Annotated in this window: 19 protein-coding genes; 16 read left to right on the top strand and 3 right to left on the bottom strand. The window is 32.7% G+C overall.

Going from position 1 to position 18,759, the window contains the following annotated elements:
• Nucleotides 1-10: 10 nt before the first annotated feature.
• A complete protein-coding gene (gene pdxA, locus H3T83_RS07425; protein WP_198215453.1) occupies nucleotides 11-991 on the bottom strand; it encodes a 4-hydroxythreonine-4-phosphate dehydrogenase PdxA in 981 nt (326 codons plus the stop codon).
• Between the two features lie 12 nt (nucleotides 992-1,003).
• On the bottom strand, nucleotides 1,004-2,266 hold the full coding sequence (locus H3T83_RS07420) for a four-carbon acid sugar kinase family protein (RefSeq protein ID WP_198215452.1): 1,263 nt from the start codon (nucleotides 2,264-2,266) through the stop codon (nucleotides 1,004-1,006).
• Nucleotides 2,267-2,493: 227 nt separating this feature from the next.
• On the opposite strand from H3T83_RS07420, the gene H3T83_RS07415 reads away from it, so the two are divergent.
• The 10 genes from H3T83_RS07415 to pmrB all read left to right on the top strand — a co-directional run bounded on the left by H3T83_RS07415 (nucleotide 2,494) and on the right by pmrB (nucleotide 11,845).
• Complete coding sequence (locus H3T83_RS07415) at nucleotides 2,494-3,630, top strand: iron-containing alcohol dehydrogenase (RefSeq protein ID WP_198215451.1); 1,137 nt, start codon at nucleotides 2,494-2,496, stop codon at nucleotides 3,628-3,630.
• Nucleotides 3,631-3,656: 26 nt separating this feature from the next.
• Complete coding sequence (locus H3T83_RS07410; protein ID WP_065650883.1) at nucleotides 3,657-4,535, top strand: dihydrodipicolinate synthase family protein; 879 nt, start codon at nucleotides 3,657-3,659, stop codon at nucleotides 4,533-4,535.
• Nucleotides 4,536-4,617: 82 nt separating this feature from the next.
• Entirely contained in the window at nucleotides 4,618-5,568 is a 951-nt protein-coding gene (locus tag H3T83_RS07405; protein WP_086365214.1) for a phosphoglycerate dehydrogenase, read from the top strand.
• A 32-nt stretch (nucleotides 5,569-5,600) separates the two neighbouring features.
• On the top strand, nucleotides 5,601-6,881 hold the full coding sequence (locus tag H3T83_RS07400; protein ID WP_065650881.1) for an MFS transporter: 1,281 nt from the start codon (nucleotides 5,601-5,603) through the stop codon (nucleotides 6,879-6,881).
• A 173-nt stretch (nucleotides 6,882-7,054) separates the two neighbouring features.
• Nucleotides 7,055-7,882: an ABC transporter substrate-binding protein gene (locus H3T83_RS07395; protein WP_065577995.1), complete on the top strand. Its 828-nt coding sequence runs from the start codon at nucleotides 7,055-7,057 to the stop codon at nucleotides 7,880-7,882.
• A 3-nt stretch (nucleotides 7,883-7,885) separates the two neighbouring features.
• Complete coding sequence (locus H3T83_RS07390) at nucleotides 7,886-8,611, top strand: amino acid ABC transporter permease (protein ID WP_198215450.1); 726 nt, start codon at nucleotides 7,886-7,888, stop codon at nucleotides 8,609-8,611.
• 6 nt (nucleotides 8,612-8,617) lie between these two features.
• Nucleotides 8,618-9,304 carry an amino acid ABC transporter permease gene (locus tag H3T83_RS07385; protein WP_198215449.1) on the top strand — a complete coding sequence of 229 codons (687 nt, stop codon included), beginning with the start codon at nucleotides 8,618-8,620 and terminating at the stop codon, nucleotides 9,302-9,304.
• Between the two features lie 122 nt (nucleotides 9,305-9,426).
• Nucleotides 9,427-9,963, top strand: a complete 537-nt coding sequence (locus H3T83_RS11580) for a phosphatase PAP2 family protein (protein WP_370528020.1) — start codon at nucleotides 9,427-9,429, stop codon at nucleotides 9,961-9,963.
• A gap of 89 nt (nucleotides 9,964-10,052) precedes the next feature.
• A complete protein-coding gene (pmrA, locus tag H3T83_RS07375; RefSeq protein ID WP_034901372.1) occupies nucleotides 10,053-10,715 on the top strand; it encodes a two-component system response regulator PmrA in 663 nt (220 codons plus the stop codon).
• A gap of 32 nt (nucleotides 10,716-10,747) precedes the next feature.
• Nucleotides 10,748-11,845, top strand: a complete 1,098-nt coding sequence (gene pmrB, locus H3T83_RS07370; RefSeq protein WP_198215448.1) for a two-component system sensor histidine kinase PmrB — start codon at nucleotides 10,748-10,750, stop codon at nucleotides 11,843-11,845.
• Here the strand turns inward: pmrB and H3T83_RS07365 are convergent.
• Nucleotides 11,817-12,437, bottom strand: coding sequence for a YrbL family protein (locus H3T83_RS07365; RefSeq protein ID WP_065614287.1), 621 nt, complete (start codon nucleotides 12,435-12,437; stop codon nucleotides 11,817-11,819). The two genes, pmrB and H3T83_RS07365, sit on opposite strands and share 29 nt — an antisense overlap.
• Before the next feature lie 275 nt (nucleotides 12,438-12,712).
• Here H3T83_RS07365 and rplM point away from each other — a divergent pair, with 275 nt between their 5' ends.
• The 6 genes from rplM to H3T83_RS07335 all read left to right on the top strand — a co-directional run bounded on the left by rplM (nucleotide 12,713) and on the right by H3T83_RS07335 (nucleotide 18,737).
• A complete protein-coding gene (gene rplM, locus H3T83_RS07360; RefSeq protein WP_034901369.1) occupies nucleotides 12,713-13,141 on the top strand; it encodes a 50S ribosomal protein L13 in 429 nt (142 codons plus the stop codon).
• 11 nt (nucleotides 13,142-13,152) lie between these two features.
• A complete protein-coding gene (gene rpsI, locus H3T83_RS07355) occupies nucleotides 13,153-13,545 on the top strand; it encodes a 30S ribosomal protein S9 (protein ID WP_034901366.1) in 393 nt (130 codons plus the stop codon).
• 303 nt (nucleotides 13,546-13,848) lie between these two features.
• Nucleotides 13,849-14,481 carry a glutathione S-transferase N-terminal domain-containing protein gene (locus tag H3T83_RS07350; RefSeq protein WP_110453601.1) on the top strand — a complete coding sequence of 211 codons (633 nt, stop codon included), beginning with the start codon at nucleotides 13,849-13,851 and terminating at the stop codon, nucleotides 14,479-14,481.
• A 51-nt stretch (nucleotides 14,482-14,532) separates the two neighbouring features.
• Nucleotides 14,533-14,943, top strand: a complete 411-nt coding sequence (locus H3T83_RS07345; RefSeq protein WP_198215447.1) for a ClpXP protease specificity-enhancing factor — start codon at nucleotides 14,533-14,535, stop codon at nucleotides 14,941-14,943.
• Nucleotides 14,944-15,148: 205 nt separating this feature from the next.
• On the top strand, nucleotides 15,149-17,014 hold the full coding sequence (locus tag H3T83_RS07340) for an ABC transporter ATP-binding protein (RefSeq protein ID WP_198215446.1): 1,866 nt from the start codon (nucleotides 15,149-15,151) through the stop codon (nucleotides 17,012-17,014).
• Nucleotides 17,007-18,737, top strand: a complete 1,731-nt coding sequence (locus H3T83_RS07335; protein WP_198215445.1) for an ABC transporter ATP-binding protein — start codon at nucleotides 17,007-17,009, stop codon at nucleotides 18,735-18,737. The genes H3T83_RS07340 and H3T83_RS07335 overlap by 8 nt, the downstream gene beginning before the upstream one ends.
• Nucleotides 18,738-18,759: the final 22 nt, after the last annotated feature.

Below are 18,759 nucleotides of genomic sequence, written 5' to 3'. Positions count from 1 at the left end.
ATATTGTTCACTATGATAACAGTTCCGCTAATCGGATTGATTCTATCATACTATCGGCTTTTGCAATACCTTGCCATGCAATATCAAATGCGGTGCCATGATCGGCTGATGTTCTAATAAATGGTAGTCCGGCTGCGATATTTACCCCATCATAAAAGCCTAATAATTTAAGTGGGATATGACCTTGGTCATGGTACATTGCGACAACCATATCAAATTTACCTTGATGGGCTTGTAAAAATACTGTATCAGGTGCACATGGACCAATAGCATCAATGCCACAAAGCCGCATTTTTTCAATAGCAGGTGTAACAAATTTTATTTCTTCATCACCAAATAGGCCATGTTCTCCTGCATGGGGGTTAACACCAGCTACAGCAATTTTGGGATCAGAAATTCCTACTTTTTTAAGAAAGTCATCAGCAATTTTAATTACTTTTTCAATTCTATCACTACTTAATTTATCCAAAAAGTTTCGTAGTGAAACGTGTGTGGTAACATGAATCACTTTTAGTGAATCAGTATAAAGTACCATTGCGACATCTTTACTATTAGTGAGTTTAGCTAATAACTCAGTATGTCCTGGATACATGTGTCCTGCCGAGTGTAGTGCCTCTTTGTTTAGTGGTGCTGTTGCAATTGCCGTAACTTCGCCCGCAAGAGCTAATTCTGTTGCTTTTTTTACACATCGATAAGCTAGATCTCCCGCTTGTGGTTGAATTTTTCCTGGTTGCAATGAATCGATATCTTCTAATTTTACATCTATAATATTGATGACATTTTCTGAAAAGTCAGCATCACTCACGTTATCAATTATATTAAAATTAACATTATTAAATAATCCCATTGTTAACTGTTTTTTTAATAAATCAGCCGAACCAATTACAACCGAATTTATATTTTTTACAATATCTGATTGTAGTGCTTTGACAATAATTTCCGGCCCAATTCCTGCTGGATCTCCCATAGTTATCGCTATGATTTTTGACACAATTTATCTCCTTTAAATAAATCTTAATGATTTTAAAAAAATATCCTTTGTTCCAAATCCACCAGCTTTAGTAAATACACGATAATCTAAATTTTCATGGCTTAATAATCTACCATAAGGAACACCTTCACAAACTTGTCCTTCGATTATAAAGCCTATTGCTCCCAACGATTTAGCAACGGAAATAGCTACATCCCCACCAGTTAAAAATAAATTACCAAACTTTAAGTTTTTAACTAATAATCCTAAACCACTACAGATTTTTTCACCTAATTCGGTTCTTGATAATTGATATTGTTGGCAGTATAAATCGATTTTTTCTCGTTCTTGTTTATTGGTACTGGTTCTGACAATACAATGTTGATTATCGTTAAGTATTTCTTGAATTTTATTCTTATATGTTACTAATGTAGTTGCTGATAGTTCTGGTAATAAATCCGATATTTTTAGATCAACGATATTCCATTTGTTATCATTTTGAATGGTATAATTTATTTGTAGTTGAGTAATTTCGCTCATTGATCCAGCAATGACTAACATTGGCTTTATGCTTAATCTTTCAATTTTTGGTGTTTTTTCTGTTATAGATGGCGAAAGAAAATCAACCAATCCTGCCGAGCCAACTAGTAAAATATTATCTAGTAATCCCTGAATTTCCTCAATAATTGTTTCTAAGTCATGATTTGTTTCTGCATCGATGATGATGATCTTAGTTCCTTGAGTTACAAAGTTTTCAATACGTTTTGTTACTTGATGCGTTCTTACTTCATTTAGATTGATTTCTTCACATGGGTAATCTGTTTGCTGTTTTATAATTGTTTTAATATGAGATGAACAAATAGGTGTTTTAGGATCAGTAGCAAATTCGGTATCGATTAATTCAATACCGTTAACATAGCATTTCCCATTCTTAGTTATACGATTCATATTAGGAAAAGCAGGTATAACTAAAGCAAATTTAACTTGAGTCGTCGCTAGTAATGTTTCTATTTCCCCACCTATATTACCACGTAGAGTTGAATCAATTTTTTTATAAATAGGTCGTAAGTGTGGATTATTTGAAATAACTTGTTTAATTCTATCTTGGGCCTCGTGATATTCGATTGCTCTACTTTCAGTATTAACAACCGTAATTTTCTTATCATTAAGATGAGTTTTTAAAGGCTGTTTAGATCGCCAATCAAAAACAACATCTACAATAAACCCTTTGTTAACAAGTTGTACACCAGCGTCATTAGAACCAGTGAAATCGTCTGCAATTATTAATTTTATCATTGATTAATTTTACTCAAAAAAAATTGTTTTTAGGATTATACCGATTATTTAATCAAAAAAACAACTAAAATGATTAAAATAAATCATTTTAGTCATAATGTGATCTGGATCATAGTTTTATAATATTAAAATTGATCAATACGCGAACTTAAAATAACATTAAATGATTAAATTAAATCAATATGATTTTTAATACTCATTTATATTGCAATCGATTGGAGTTAACTATGCACATTAACAGTACTGTCTTAAGTGGACAAGGTGTATTAAATGATCTTAATTTTCTATTTAAACAACATCGTCATATCATATTTATGACGGATAAAAATATTATTAATTTACCAGTGGTAACTAAATTAATAAAAACAATTGTAGATACAGTTCCTCATTTCACTCTCATTGATGATATTCCGCCAGAACCTAGTCATCATGATGTCACAAATTTATTAAACCGAATGAAAATAGCTAATGCTGATCTAGTTGTTGGTGTCGGTGGAGGCAGTGTTCTTGATGTTGCTAAATTAATTTCAGTGTTATGTGCTAAAGAGAATCAATTGACTCTTGAACAATTATTGTTAGGTGTGAAACCAGTTAAAAGATGTACCTCTATCCTTATCCCAACTACAGCTGGAACAGGTTCAGAAGCAACTCCAAATGCTATTTTGGCTATTCCTGAGAAATCTACTAAACAAGGCATCATTTCACCAGTTATGTTGCCTGATTATGTGTGTTTGATTCCAGAATTAACTATTTCTATGCCAAATCATATTGCTGCTTCTACAGGTATTGATGCTTTGTGTCATTTAATTGAATGCTTTACAGCTAGTATAGCCAATCCTGTTGGTGATAATTATGCCTTAATTGGTATGGATAAATTATTTAAGTTTCTTGAGAGATCAGTAAATGACAAAACTGATTTAGAAGCAAAACTGAATATGCTTTGGGCTTCATACTATGGTGGTGCTGCGATTGCTCATTCTGGTACACATTTAGTTCACGCTATGTCATATCCTCTAGGCGGTAAATACCATATTCCTCATGGTGTGGCAAATGCCATTTTACTTGTTCCTTGCATGGAGTTTGTACGTGATGCGGTGGTTGAAAAATTTGCTCAAGCTTATGACTTATTACCAGATGCAAACCTAAATTTAACTGATGAAGACAAATCGCATGCACTGGTCAGTTATTTTAAAGAATTAGTAAAGCGTTTAGCCCTACCTACAAAATTACAAGAACTTAATATTTCGCCAGAACATTTACCATATCTTGTTGAATCTGCTTTAGACGTAAAACGCCTCATGAATAACGTTCCTAAACAAGTCTCTAAACAAGATGTTCTAGCTATTTATCAATCTCTGTTCTAAGAAACCTATCCTAAAGGAGTAAACATATGAGTAAGAAAATTGAAGGAATTTTAACCGCCATTGTCACAACGTTTGATGAAAATGGTGATTTTTGCCCAAAAAGAATGCGCAAACAGGTTCAACGCCAATTAAATAATGGTAATAGTGTTTTTTGTAATGGTACGAATGGTGAATTTTTTGTTTTAACACAGCAAGAAAAGATCAAAGTTACCGAAGTTTGTGTAGATGAAATATCTGGACGATCACCAGTAATGGCTCACATTGGTGAAATTTCAACACGAGAAACAATAAAACTTGGCAAAGAAATAGCAAAATTAGGTGTTGATGCGGTATCAGTAATTGCGCCATATTTCATCCCATTGAAACAAGAAGAGCTAATCTATCATTATTCAACAATTGCTGATGCACTAACTGTTCCTGTTTATCTATATAACATTCCTGCCAGAACAGGTAACACTATTTTACCTGAAACCGCCGCCAAACTTGCTGAACATCCTAACATAGCTGGTATCAAAGATAGCGCAGGAAGTGCTGAAAGTTTGCAAGCATTTCTTGATGTTGCAAATAGTTTAGATAACTTTGATGTATTAACTGGTCCTGATTCATTGATATATCAAGGGTTTGTTGGTGGTGCAGTTGGTTCAATTTCAGGGCTTGCTAATGTTGCACCCGGCTATATCAATGCAATCTGGAAAAATTTTAAAGCAGGTGATCTTGATAAATCTAAAGCAGCTCAAGATGCTGTAGGCGATTTAAGGAAAAATTTATATGCAACAGTATTTTCTCCTGCGGCTGTAAAAAAAGCGCTAACTTTAATGGGAGAAGAAGTTGGCGTTAGTCGCTATCCGATTGAGTTTACGGATGAACACATTAACGCTATCAAAGAGATTGTTAGCAAATTGTAATCTTTGCAATTAAAAGCTGTCATTTTTAGAGAAATAACAGCTTTTACTTTCAAGTATTGAAGTATTAATAAGGATATTTAGTATGAAAGTTATTTCTACATCGCCTTCATTTGCCAAGTATGATTCTACGCCGATAGATAATCTTAAAAAAAATGGCTTTGAATTTTTGGCTTTTCCTGCAGATGTTACTTTGGAAGAGTTAAAACCTCATTTAAAAGATACAGTAGCAATGATTGTTGCGTTCACACAAATCGATGAAGAGCTACTATCATTGGCGCCTAACTTAAAAATTGTTTGTAAACATGGGGTTGGTGTTGACAATATCGATTTACAAGCTACTAAAAGAAGAAATATTTGGGCAGTTAATGTTCCCAATGCAAATAAACATGCTGTTGCTGATTTTGCTTTCACTCTTCTACTTGGTGCCGCTCGTCAATTACCTCAAGCAGTGAGTAAAACAGTAAAAGGTGAGTGGCCTAGAATATTTGCTACCGATGCTTATGGAAAGACAATAGGTATTTTGGGATTAGGTAATATTGGCAAGCAAGTAGCGTTAAGGGCCAAGGGATTTAATATGAATATATTAGCTTATGATCCTTATCCTGATGAAAATTTCGCCAAGGAAAATGGTGTTAAATATGTCAGTTTAGATGAGCTTGTACAACAAAGTGATTTTATTTCAATTCATATGCCTTTAATCGAATCCACCAATAATTTATTTAATCTTTCACTTATTCGCAAAATGAAATCAAGTGCTTTTCTCTTAAATTTATCACGTGGCGGAATTGTTAATGAGGATGATCTCTATACTGCATTGTCTGAAAATATTATTGCAGGCGCAGCATCCGATGTATTCGTTCAAGAACCTTTAATTACACACCCATTATTTTCACTCGAAAACTTTATTGGAACCGCTCATATAGCCGGTTATACCGATGGTGCAGTAAGTGAAATAGGGAAAAGTTGTGTCGAAAATATTATTAATTCTATTGTTCATGGTCAAAGACCAGTAAATATAGTTAATGAGCTTTAAGTCTATATTTTAAAAATATAGTGAGGTCTATTATGGATTTAGTACCACAAAAAAAATCAAATATTCGTTGGATTATTGCTGGGTTAATGTGGGCTGCGATTGCAGTAAATTATTTAGATAGAGCAATTATAGCAGCTGCAAGTCCCCATTTAATTAAGGAGTTTAGTTTAACACCAAGTGAAATGGGATGGATTATGTCAGCATTTTTCTGGACCTATGCTCTTTTACAAATTCCTGCTGGTTGGCTAGCGGACAAAGTAGGACAAAAGAAAACATTAGGATGGGCTGTAGGTTGGTGGTCTGTAGCAACTATGTGTATGGGTGTTGCTACAGGCTTTAAATCATTGTTATGTATGCGTTTTATTTTAGGTGCTGGAGAAGCTGCTGCATATCCAAGTAACGCGGGTATCGCATCTAGATGGTTTCCAGATAAAGAACGTTCATTTGTGTCAGCATTATTTGATAGTGCATCAAAATTTGGTGGTGCGGTAGCTATGCCACTAATTGTTTGGTTAATGTACTTATTTGATTGGAGAATTACATTTTGTATTTTTGGTAGTATCGGTATTATTTGGGCTTTATTTTGGATGATTTATTATTCAGATTCACCAGAAAAACATCGAATGATTAATCAAGCTGAAATCAATTATATTCGTGAAGGTCAAGCTCAAAAACACGGCATTGAGCAAGGTGCTGCGATGAAGTGGTATCAATTACTTAGATACAAACCAATTTGGGCAATGTGTTTAGGATTCTTTACTATTAACTATACTTCATATTTCTTTATCACTTGGTTACCAACTTATTTAGTACAAGAAAAAGGTATGGGATTAATTAAAATGGGATTTGTTGCTACACTTCCATTGCTTTGTGGTATGGCCGCTGAAATGACAGCTGGATGGATTTCGGATCGTATGCATAGTAGTAAAAAGTTTTCATTATCTTTTACTCGTAAATCAATTTTATTGATTGGTATGTGTATGGCTTTATGTGTTGGTTTTGCTCCATTAACAGATTCTGTTGTTCTGACTGTGGTATTGTTGTGTATAGCTAGATCAGGTACAGCTGTAGCTGCTTCACAAGTTTGGTCTTTACCTGGCGATGTGGCGCCTAAAAATATGGTTTCTACTGTTGCCGGTTTACAAAATACTATTTCAAATTTTGGTGGAGCATTTGGTCCAATTATTACGGGAGCTCTTGTTGCAGCAACAGGTTCTTTTACCTGGGCACTAATTTTTTCAGCAGGCCTACTCATATTAGGAATGTTTAACTATATTTTCTTATTAGGTAAAGTAAAACCTATAGATTCGTAATTTTGCTTTTCATTTATTTAGATGTCTATTGCCCCTTCTTGGGGCTTTTTTAATATAAATTTAAGAATCTATATAACCAATAGTTATATAGATGTAAATATTTGTTATTTATCCTAAAGACTATTTATTGTTAGACTTTTTATGTAAATACCTCTCTTATTAAGGATGTTGTCATGAAATTTCTAACTAAATCATTAACAGCTGTAGCTTTGATTAGCACACTATTAGGCGTGAACACTGCTTATGCAGATCGTTTAGACGATATTGAAAAACGAGGTGAGATTAAGATTGCTGTATTTGATAGTAATCCTCCGTTTGGATTTATTGATGAAAAAACCAATAAAATTGCCGGGCTAGATGTTGATTATGCTAATGAAATAGCTAAAGCATTAAATGTAAAAGTGGAACTTGTTCCAACTAATCCAGCTAATCGTATTCCATTACTTACCTCGCAAAAAGCGGATTTGATCGTTGCCAACTTTACGGTTACTGATGAGCGAGCTAAAACAGTTGATTTTAGTTTGCCTTATTTTGCCACTGGTCAGAAGTTTGTGGCTAAAAAAGGATTGTTAAAAACAGCTGATGATCTTAAAAATCTTCGTATAGGGGCTGATAAAGGGACTGTAATGGAAATTACGTTACGTGAAAAGTTCCCAACCGCTAAAGTGATTTCTTATGATGATACGCCTTTTGCTTTTGCCGCATTACGTAATGGAGTGGTACAAGCTATTACTCAAGATGATGCTAAGTTAATTGGTTTACTTGCAAATGTCCCAGAAGAACAACGTGCTGTTTTTGAAATTTCACCATTTAGTATTACTGAAGAATATCAAGCTGTTGGTGTTCCAAAAGGTGAAACTCGTTTAAAAGAAAAAGTTAATCAAATATTGTTAAAACTTGAAAATGATGGTGAAGCATTAACTATTTATAACCGCTGGTTTGGTCCAGATACAAATTCTGCGATGCCTCGTGGTGATTTCAAAATAGGTAAAGGTCAATAAAGCATGTTTGAGCAATTACTAGCGCCACGTTATTGGTGGTGGTTGTGGGATGGTTTTTTAGTCACTATGGCTATCTCTTTTTTAACAATTATCTTTTCTACCACATTAGGATTTTTATTAGTTATTGCTCAGCAAAGTCATATTAAAATTATCAAAGGCGTTGTTATTGGATATAACGCCATTTTTCGTTATTCGCCATTACTACCGCAACTTTTTTTCTGGTATTTTGGTATTGGTAATTTGTTACCGATTGAGTTTAAATTATGGTTATTTGATGAACCAGAAATTCAACTGTTTTTGTTCACTCTAAAAATGCCATCTTTTGAATTTATTATTGGTTTAATTGGTTTAACATGTTATTCCAGTGCTTTTATTGCTGAAGAATTCCGGGCTGGTATTATGGGGGTGAGTAATGGACAAGAACAAGCCTCATTAGCGTTAGGTCTCACTCGTTGGCAGAGTATGCGATTTATTATTTTACCGCAAAGCTTTCGTATCGCTTTTCCTCCATTGATCGGTCAATATATGAATATTATCAAAAACTCATCGCTAACCATGGCAATAGGTGTGTTAGAACTATCTTATGTTTCTCGTCAAGTAGAAACCGAATCGTTAAAAACATTTCAGGATTTTGCAGTAGCAACTTTTTTATATATTTTCGCTATTGTTATTGTGGGTACCCTAGGCAATATTTATCAATCAAAATATTTACAAATAGGCAAGGTCTAATACGTTATGGATTTTAAGGGTTTTGAAATTATTTGGCATAATCTCGATTATCTTATTTTTGGTAATTTCCCTGGTGGCGTAGTATTAACATTGTTAATGAGTTTTGCTGCTATTGTTTTTTCGACCATTTTGGGTATTTTCGCGGGAGTCGGTTTAACGGTTTGTGACGGATTTTTACGTAAACTTTTAGTTATTGTATTAGGTTTTTTAAGAGCGATTCCCGTTATTATGCTCATATTTTGGACTTATTTTTTATTGCCAGTTTTATTAAATATTGATGTGCCAGCTATCACTACTGTGATTTTTGCTTTATCATTAATTGGTGGTGCATACATTGGTCATTCTGTTCATGCAGGAATGGTAGCTATTGGCAAAGAACAATGGCAAGCAGCTTTTTCATTAGGTTTCACGAAAACCCAAGTCATTATTTTTATTATCTTGCCACAAGCATTAAAAATGATGTTACCTTCCTTTGTTAATCAGTGGGTATCATTAATTAAAGATACCTCTCTAGCTTATATCGTTGGTGTTGCAGAGTTTACCTTTATTGCTACCCAAATTAATAATCGTAGTATGATTTATCCTACAGAGATTTTTTTGTTTGTTATTATGGTTTATTTTATTATTTGTGCCACACTTGATTTTACAGTATCAGTATTACCAAAATATCATTTATTTTCTCGCAAAAAATAGCTAGATGGTTTGTTTTAATAGTATTGAGCAAAACATCTCTAAAAAAGTCAAAAAGGTTATTAAGGTTCTTTTAAGCTTTGTTTGCTAAATTATAAGTAAATATTATCAATATTGGTTTTGATATGTTACTTAATATGAACACTCATCTTTTTTTATTAATTAATGCTCAAGAACACGCTTCGAAGTTGTTTATTCTTTTTGCTGTGTTTTGTGCTAATTACTTAATATTGCTACCTATTGGCTTATTAGCAATATACTGTATATACAAACCAGTATATAGAACATTGGTGATAAAAATTTTAATAAGTTTAGCATTGGTGCTAACTGTTACTTTTATTATGAGGCATCTATTTTATTCGCCACGGCCATTTGTACTTAATGTTGGTACTAATTTTTTAACTCATGATAAAACCAGTTCGTTACCGAGTCAGCATGCTGTTTTTATTTGGACTATCTGTTTTTCTATTTATTTAAATTATAAAAAGCAATTTAAATCGTTTGCTTATTTATCTACTGTAGTTGCTTTGCTTGTTTGTTGGAGTCGTATCTACTTAGGGGTTCATTGGCCACTAGATATTCTAGTTGGTATGTTATTAAGTTTTATATCAGTTTATTTAATTAAAAAATTTTGGTTTCTATATTCCAAAATTTATAAATGATTAAAAATTTAAGTTGTTTAAGGTTAGGCATATACTAGTTAACTATGCTAGCTAGGGTATTTTTCAAATCTACTTAAGGTTGAACTATAATGAAAATACTTATAGTCGAAGATGATAGTTTATTACAAAAAGGGTTATACGATGGTATAACGTCTGATGGCTATGTTTGTGAAGTGGCATCTAATGGTAAGCAAGCGGAAGAACATATAGAGTTTTCGCAATTCAGTTTAATTATTCTTGATTTGGGATTGCCAGATTGCGATGGTTTAGATTTACTCACTCGTTGGCGTAAAAAACAAATTGAGGTTCCTGTCCTTATTTTAACTGCTCGTGATACTATTGAAGATAGAGTAGAAGGTTTAGATCTTGGTGCTGATGATTATTTAATTAAGCCTTTTGCTTTAACTGAATTACTAGCAAGAGTCAGGGCTTTGATTCGTCGAAATCAAGGAACAGCTGATAATGTTATTAATTATGGCCCGATTAGCATTGATATTAAACGACAAACAGCGACATTAAATGGACAAGAAGTTATATTAACACCTAAAGAGTTTATTTTATTGTCTAGATTAATGTTAAAAGCTGGAGAAAAAGTACATCGTAATTTATTGCAAAATGATTTATATGATTGGCAAAGTGATCCTAGTTCAAATGTGCTTGAGGTTTATATTCATGCGTTACGAAATAAATTAGGTAAACATTTAATCAAAACTGTACGTGGATATGGTTATCAACTCAATATTGATAATTAGCTATTATTCTATATTTAGTGAATGATAAATTTATGATTGAAAAATCCTTGACTAAGATACGTCATAGTATTCGTTGGAATCTTTTTTTTACTTTAGGCGCTATTATGTTAATTTGCCAAATTATTACGGTATTTTGGTTATGGCATGAAAGTAAAGAGCAAATTGATGTTCTAGTTAATTTAACATTAAGTAAAAATAAAATCGACGAAGTAGTTGAGCACGAGGAGTTAGAGGCTATTTTTGCTCTGTTTTGTTCAGCTTTTTCTATGATGGCTGTGACATTATTTTTAGCTTATAAAGCTATTAAATGGATTACTAAACCTTTAGAGATTCTGGAAAAGGATCTAAATCAAAGAACCGCGGATAATCTTAAGCCGATAAAACCAATTAGTAATATGCGCGAAATCAGATCGATTACACAGGTATTGAATAATTTATTTGAGAGACTCAATAATGCTCTTTCGCAAGAACGTCTATTCACTGCCGATGTTGCTCATGAGATGAGAACACCATTGGCTGGTATTCGTCTGCATTTAGAATTACTTGAAGCAAAAAATAAAATCGATTGTCGTGAATTAATTGAACGTATAGATCGTTTAGTCAATACCGTAGAACAACTTTTAATGCTTGCTAGGGCTAGTCAAAAATTTACGTTAGGTCAGTATCAAAAAATTAATTTTTATGATGATATTCAAATGCCGCTTTTTGATGAGTTAACTGAATTAACAGAACAGAAACAACAAACGATTGAATGGCAAATTACTAATAAGATTACTTTTAGTGGCGATGCTACTCTGATTCGTTTACTGATTCGCAATCTTGTTGAAAACAGTTATCGATATAGTCCGACTAAAAGTAAAATTACGATATGCTTTTATAAAGACATTCAAGATATTATTATTACTGTTCAAGATGAAGGTTGTGGTATTGATGAATCAAAGACTGAAAATTTAACCCAAGCCTTCTTCCGAATGGATCGTAAACATAATGGAATAGGGCTTGGCTTAAGTATCGTTAATCGAATTACTAAATTACATCATGGGCAATTTACATTAAGAAATCGGCAGGACCGTCAAACAGGTACTATTGCCGAAGTTAGACTTAATGATTCACTTCATCAATTAACTTAGTTATTAAATTGTTATATTGATTTTCTTTAATAAGTGATGACAAAAAACGTTGCCAAGTGCGTTCTATTTTTGCTTTGGCAAAAAATCCGACATAATTAGCAATCGGAATAAAGGTTGAATTACCTATATTATCAATAATGATTAAGCGATTGTTTTCAGATGACAAATGTTGAAATAAAATATTTTTACTCTTGATTGTCATGGTAATAATTCGATCTTTTAATAACGCTGTTTTTAATGCTTTAAGTGATACAACTAACTCACTATAATATTGTTGAGTTAATTGTTCGTGAAAGAGATATTTTTCTAACGGTGTAGCAATTTTCCCATCATAGTCCCTAATTAATTCAAAAACATGTCCTTGTCCAAAATTAGTTGTTACTGGGCCATAATATTTTGCTAAAACATCCCACGATATTTTGCGTTTTATAAGATGTTTATAATAAGCAATTTCACGGTTTGTTTCCTCTTCGGCACCATCATTATAATTCACTTTGATACATTTATTCGGATCATCTGGATGGTGGTAGCACTTTCTATGTAGTCCTTTGCTTATATAATCTTTTTCGGTAAGTTGAATTAATTTTTTCATCAATTGATATCGTGTAATTAAAGGTTAGCTAAAAGTGTAGCAGTTAGTGTTTTTTATCGCTATGGTTTTTTTATTATAAGTTCTAGCGCTTTTATAATATTTCTGTATAATATTGCCACCCACGTTACAACAGTGTTCTTCCCAACACTGTTTTCGATTGTCAAAATTAGTATAGCAACTCGAAGGGGTTAGTTAGTTAATAGTAGCAATCAAAAAGTGTAAATAAATCAAATGATTTATTAACGTGAGATTAATTAAAATTTGGATAAATACGAATGAGTACTTTTTCAGCTAAACCAGAAACAGTTAAACGCGACTGGTATGTTGTTGATGCAGCAGGTAAAACGTTAGGTCGTTTAGCTACTGAAATCGCAAGCCGTTTGCGTGGTAAACACAAAGCAGAATATACACCACATGTTGATACAGGTGACTATATTATCGTTATCAATGCAGAAAAAGTTGCTGTAACAGGCAAAAAACGCACTGATAAGATCTATTATCGTCATACTGGTTACATCGGTGGACTTAAAGAAGCGACTTTTAAAGAAATGATTGAACGTCATCCTGAACAAGTCATCGAAATTGCTGTAAAAGGCATGTTACCGAAAGGTCCTCTTGGTCGTGCAATGTACCGTAAACTAAAAGTTTATGCAGGTAGTGAGCACAATCATGCGGCACAACAACCGCAAGTATTAGATATTTAAGGGGATAGAAGATGGCTGATAATCAATATTACGGTACAGGTCGCCGCAAAAGTTCCGCTGCTCGAGTGTTTATCAAACCAGGTAGTGGAAATATCGTTATTAATAAACGTTCATTAGAGCAATACTTCGGTCGTGATACAGCTCGTATGGTTGTTATGCAACCGCTTGAGTTAGTTGAAATGACTGACAAACTTGATCTTTACATTACTGTTAAAGGTGGTGGTATTTCAGGTCAAGCTGGTGCAATTCGTCACGGTATTACTCGTGCATTAATGGAATATGATGAAACTTTACGTTCTTCATTACGTCAAGCGGGCTTTGTTACTCGTGATGCGCGTCAAGTTGAACGTAAAAAAGTGGGTCTACGCAAAGCTCGTCGTCGTCCACAATTCAGCAAACGTTAATTGCTACGTTACAAATTTGTTTCAAAAACCCAGCGCAAGCTGGGTTTTTTTTCTGTTTTATTTATTACTATATAAATTTAGATAACAACCACCTAAATAAAAATAATTTATTATTATTCAATATGATATATCATAAATATTTTATTCTCATCTAAAAATATAATCTTTTTCTAAGACGAAAAAAATACAAATCTGAGAAAAAACAAAAAGAAAATTCATTTTTTTTAACAAATTTGTTATCCAATTTGTTAGAATAGTCATTAATATAAACTTATTTAAACTTTTTGCATATTTGGAGTGAACATGGTTGTTGCTGTTAATAAACGTTCTGTAATGACATTATTTTGTGATACAACAGATATTTATGGCCATCAGATTCGTTTTGTGTTGGCAGAAAAAGGGGTAACAGCTGAGATCGAGTTTGTTACAGCAGATAATCTACCTCAAGAATTATTGGATTTAAATCCCTACGGTTCAATTCCAACACTAATTGATCGTGACCTTACCTTATATGAACCACATATTGCATTAGAATATTTGGATGAACGTTTTCCTCATCCACCGTTAATGCCTGTTTACCCAATTGTAAGAGCGAATTCTCGATTAACCATGTATCGCATTAAGAAAGAATGGTATAGCGCTTACGAAACAATTTTAGCTAATCCGGACAGCGAAGCTGCTAAACAAGCACGTAAAAATTTACTTGATGATCTAGTATCAATCTCCATAATGTTTAAAGAAAAAGATTACTTTATGAGTGATGATTTTACATTATGTGATTGTTATTTTGCTCCTCTACTTTGGCGTTTACCTATGATTGGTATTGAGTTGCCAAAAATAGCCGAGAAGAATTATCTTGCTTATATGGCTCGCATTTTTGAACGACCAGCTTTTATAAACTCTTTAACTGAAGATGAAAAGAAAATTAGAGCATAATAGTTTATTTTTTATCTAACGACAGATTAGCAATTAAACAAGGTAGCCGTTATGGAAATTGATAACATGACTCCTCGTCGCCCTTATATCTTTCGGGCTTTTTATGACTGGATATTAGATAACGAATTAACTCCGTATATTGTGGTTGATACTTCTGTATATGGTGTATTAGTACCGCAAGAGTTTATAAAAGATAATCAAATCGTACTTAATATTGCTCCACAATCGGTTGGCCAATATTTAGTTAATAATGAACAAATCGAATTTAATGCTAGGTTTTCTGGTATACCTCAACATATTGTTGTACCCATGGCGGCTATTGAAGCTATTTATGCTCGTGAAAATGGTGTTGGTATGGGATTTGAGGATGAACCATATTATAAAGCTCTCAGAGAAGGTGCGAATAAACCAGCAGAAAATGTTAAACCGAAGCCAGTTAATCCTTTCCGAGTTGTCAAATAATTATTCTTAATTACAAGAATAATCAAATTTTTCACTATCTTATTTACAATATTATTATTTAGTCATAAATAGGATAGTCTTTTTTTTGTCTGTAATATCTATAATAGTAATAGCTAAGATAAATCAAAGTAGGGGCAAAAGTAATTGTTATTTTAAAATTTATAACTGATAATGATTATTATTACCACAATGGAGTGTTCATTTTATGAAAACGTGTAATAACAATCCTACTTCTCGTCTTTGGCAACTTGCTTTTCGATATAAAATACTTATCATTTTATCTTGTTTATTTTCAATCTTAAGCGTCGCTACTGCTTTTATTCCTTTTATTTCAGTATATTACATTGTTTATGAAATTATTATCAGTCTAACCAACAACACTACATTAAATAATGAACTTATTATCGATTATGGGTGGGTAGCTTTTATTGCTGCGGCATCATCTATATTTTTAAATTTTGTTGCACTTTGTCTTTCGCATATTGCTGCATTTAAAACGCTTTATCATTTAAAGTACAATTTTATTCGATACTTATCATGTTTGCCTCTTGGATTTTACACTAAACATTCAAGTGGTGAATTACGAAAAATTGTTGATGATGATATTGAAAAAATAGAGATTTTTATTGCACACCAGCTGCCTGATATGATTGGCTCATTTGCTACTCCAATTATTATTTTTATTATTTTAGCCATTTTCGACTGGCGTTTAGGCTTGGCAACATTGGTACCAATCATTTTAGCTTATATTGTTTTGAAAAGCGGTTATCGTCGTAAAGAAATTAAAAACAATATGCAAGAGTTCCAAACCCGATTAATTGATATGAGTAATGCATCAGTTGAATATATTCGTGGTATAACAGTGGTTAAAGCTTTTAATCAAACTTTCTTTTCTTTTAAACGCTTTTATGAATCGATCAAAGCTTATCAACAATATTGCCTTAAATTTATAGATTGTTTTAAATATCATATGGCACTATTTTTGCTCATATTAAATAATATCTATCTTTTTATTATTCCAGTAATGATTTTATTACTAGGTACAACAGAAAATTATGCCAATTTTATTTTGTCATCTATTTTCTATTTAATTTTCTCATTAGCTTTACCTGCGCCTTTTTTCAAACTTTTATATGTATCACAAGGTTTTCAAAGAGCAGTTAAAAGTGTTGAAAATATGGATAATGTCCTCAATATAAAATCATTGGCTGAACCTGAATCAGGTCTTGAAGTTGATAATTATGACATTTGTTTTAATGATGTTACATTCTCTTATAATGAGAATAAAGATAATGATTCTTTAGAAAGTAATGCCCTCAATCACATCTCTTTTACTGCCAAACAGGGAACAACGACCGCATTAGTTGGGCTTTCTGGTAGTGGCAAAAGTACCATTTCATTACTTATTCCGCGCTTTTTTGATCCTGGAGAAGGATCAATAACCATTGGTGGTGTAGATATCAAACAAATGAGTAGTGAATATTTATTGTCATTAGTTAGCTTTGTGTTTCAAGATGTTTTTCTTTTTAAGCAAACAATTTTAGATAATATTAAAATCGGCAAACCAGACGCCGATCTAGACGAAGTTATTGCCGCGTCTAAAGCTGCTCAGTGTCATGATTTTATTGAAAAATTACCAGATGGCTATCAGTCTGTAATAGGCTCTAAAGGATTGCATTTGTCTGGTGGAGAAATGCAACGATTAGCAATTGCTCGAGCATTACTAAAAAACTCACCTATATTGATTCTTGATGAGGCTACATCTTTTGCTGATCCTGAAAATGAATACAAAATTCAACTTGCCTTAAAAGTATTAATGGAAGGTAAAACCGTTATTATGATTGCTCATCGTCTATCAACAATAAAAGATGCCGATCAAATTGTGGTATTAGATAAAGGAAGTATTGTTGAAAAAGGAACCCACCAACAACTTATTGATAAACAAAATACCTATTACAAAATGTGGCAATATTACAGACAAACATTAGATTGGCAAATGGATCAGCCAAAATCTACTAAAAATTGTCATTCAGATCACTCTTGTCATAATGATGGAGTTGCAAATGTTTAAAAAAATATTGATGTTGTCAGATATAGAAAGTAAAAATCTTAATCAAGCTATCATTGCTTGTACCTTATCCAATTTGACATTAATGTTGCCCTTTGTAATTTTATTACAGGTAATCATGTTGTTAATTGAGCCTTTAACTAATCAAATACAAGTGAATGTTTATTATCTTTGGATAATGGCAGGCTTAGGCGTGTTATCGGCAATTTTGTTCTTAATCTGTTATAAAAGAGAATATAAAAAGACTTACGCTAATGCTTTTAGTCAAGCGGCCAATACTAGAATTGCGGTCGCTGAAAAACTTCGCAAATTACCACTAAGCTTTTTTAATCGAAAAGATCTTTCTGAACTTACTGCAAATATTATGGGTGATTGTGCGGTTATTGAAAATATGCTTAGTCACGTTATACCGCAATTAATAGGATATTCCGTTAGTAGTCTAATAACTTGTTGCTTATTAGCATTCTATGATTGGCGGATGGCTGCAGCTATTTTTTGTACTCTGCCGATTGCTATTATTATTGTTGTTGCCGGTAAAAGACTCGAACAAAAATTGGGTGAAAAACATGTTCAAGCTAAATTAGCCGTTTCCGATGAGGTTCAAGAATATCTCGATGGTATAAAAATCATAAAAGGTTTTGGGTTAAGTGGTAAAAAATTCCAGCGCTTAGATAAAGCTTTGAAAAATATGATGTGGGCATCGATTAAGTTTGAAGGAATAGGTGGAATTATTGTTACTTTGTCTACTATGACATTACAAGTGGGTCTAGGTATTGTTGTTTTACTCGGAGTAACTTTAATGGTTTCTGGAAGTTTGGATCCAATTACTTTTATTGCCTTTGTAATTATTAGCTCACGAATTTATAGTCCTTTAATTTCAGTTTTAACATTATTACCTGAACTGTTCTATATGCTGGTTTCTATCGATAGAATGAAGAGTCTGCAAAATGAGACTATTATGGAAGGTAAAGATGATGTGACTTTTACTAATTATAATATCAATATTGATCAGATTAATTTTTCCTATAACCAGACAAGTGTTATTAATAATGTAAGTTGCACTATACCTGAAGGAAAAATGACAGCACTAGTTGGACCATCTGGTAGTGGTAAAAGTACTTTATTACAGTTGATTGCACGTTTCTGGGATGTAACTTCAGGAAAAATTACTATAGATAATCAAGATATTAAGCAAATAGATCCGGAAACATTAATGCATTCAATGGCTTTTGTTTTTCAGCAGGTGGTATTGTTTGATGATACTATCATGAATAATATTCGAATTGGTAGGCATAATGCTACTGATGAAGAGGTAAAACTAGCGGCTAAAATTGCTAGATGTGACGAACTAGTAGCTCGATTACCAGATGGTTGGAATACATTAATTGGTGAAAACGGTAGTAAACTTTCTGGCGGTGAACGACAACGTATCTCAATTGCGAGGGCATTATTAAAAAATGCACCTATTATTTTGCTTGATGAAGCTACCGCTTCTTTGGATCCAGAAAATGAAGTTTATATTCAAGAAGCCATTGCTAATCTAGTAAAAGATAGAACTGTCATTGTTATTGCTCATCGCTTAAAAACCATCATTGGCGCTGATAATATTATTGTCTTAGATAAAGGCTCAATTGTAGAACAAGGCAATTATCAGCAATTAATGGCTAAAAATGGCTTATTTACTAAGCTTTATAGCCTACAAAAACAGACATTGTCTATTAATTAGTGATTGGCTATATTTCTGAAAA

The organism is Gilliamella sp. M0320 (assembly GCF_016101635.1).
GTDB classification, from domain to species: Bacteria; Pseudomonadota; Gammaproteobacteria; order Enterobacterales; family Orbaceae; genus Gilliamella; species Gilliamella apis.
The sequence above is the reverse complement of the archived record's forward strand: the minus strand, read 5'-3'. Positions and strand labels throughout refer to the sequence as shown.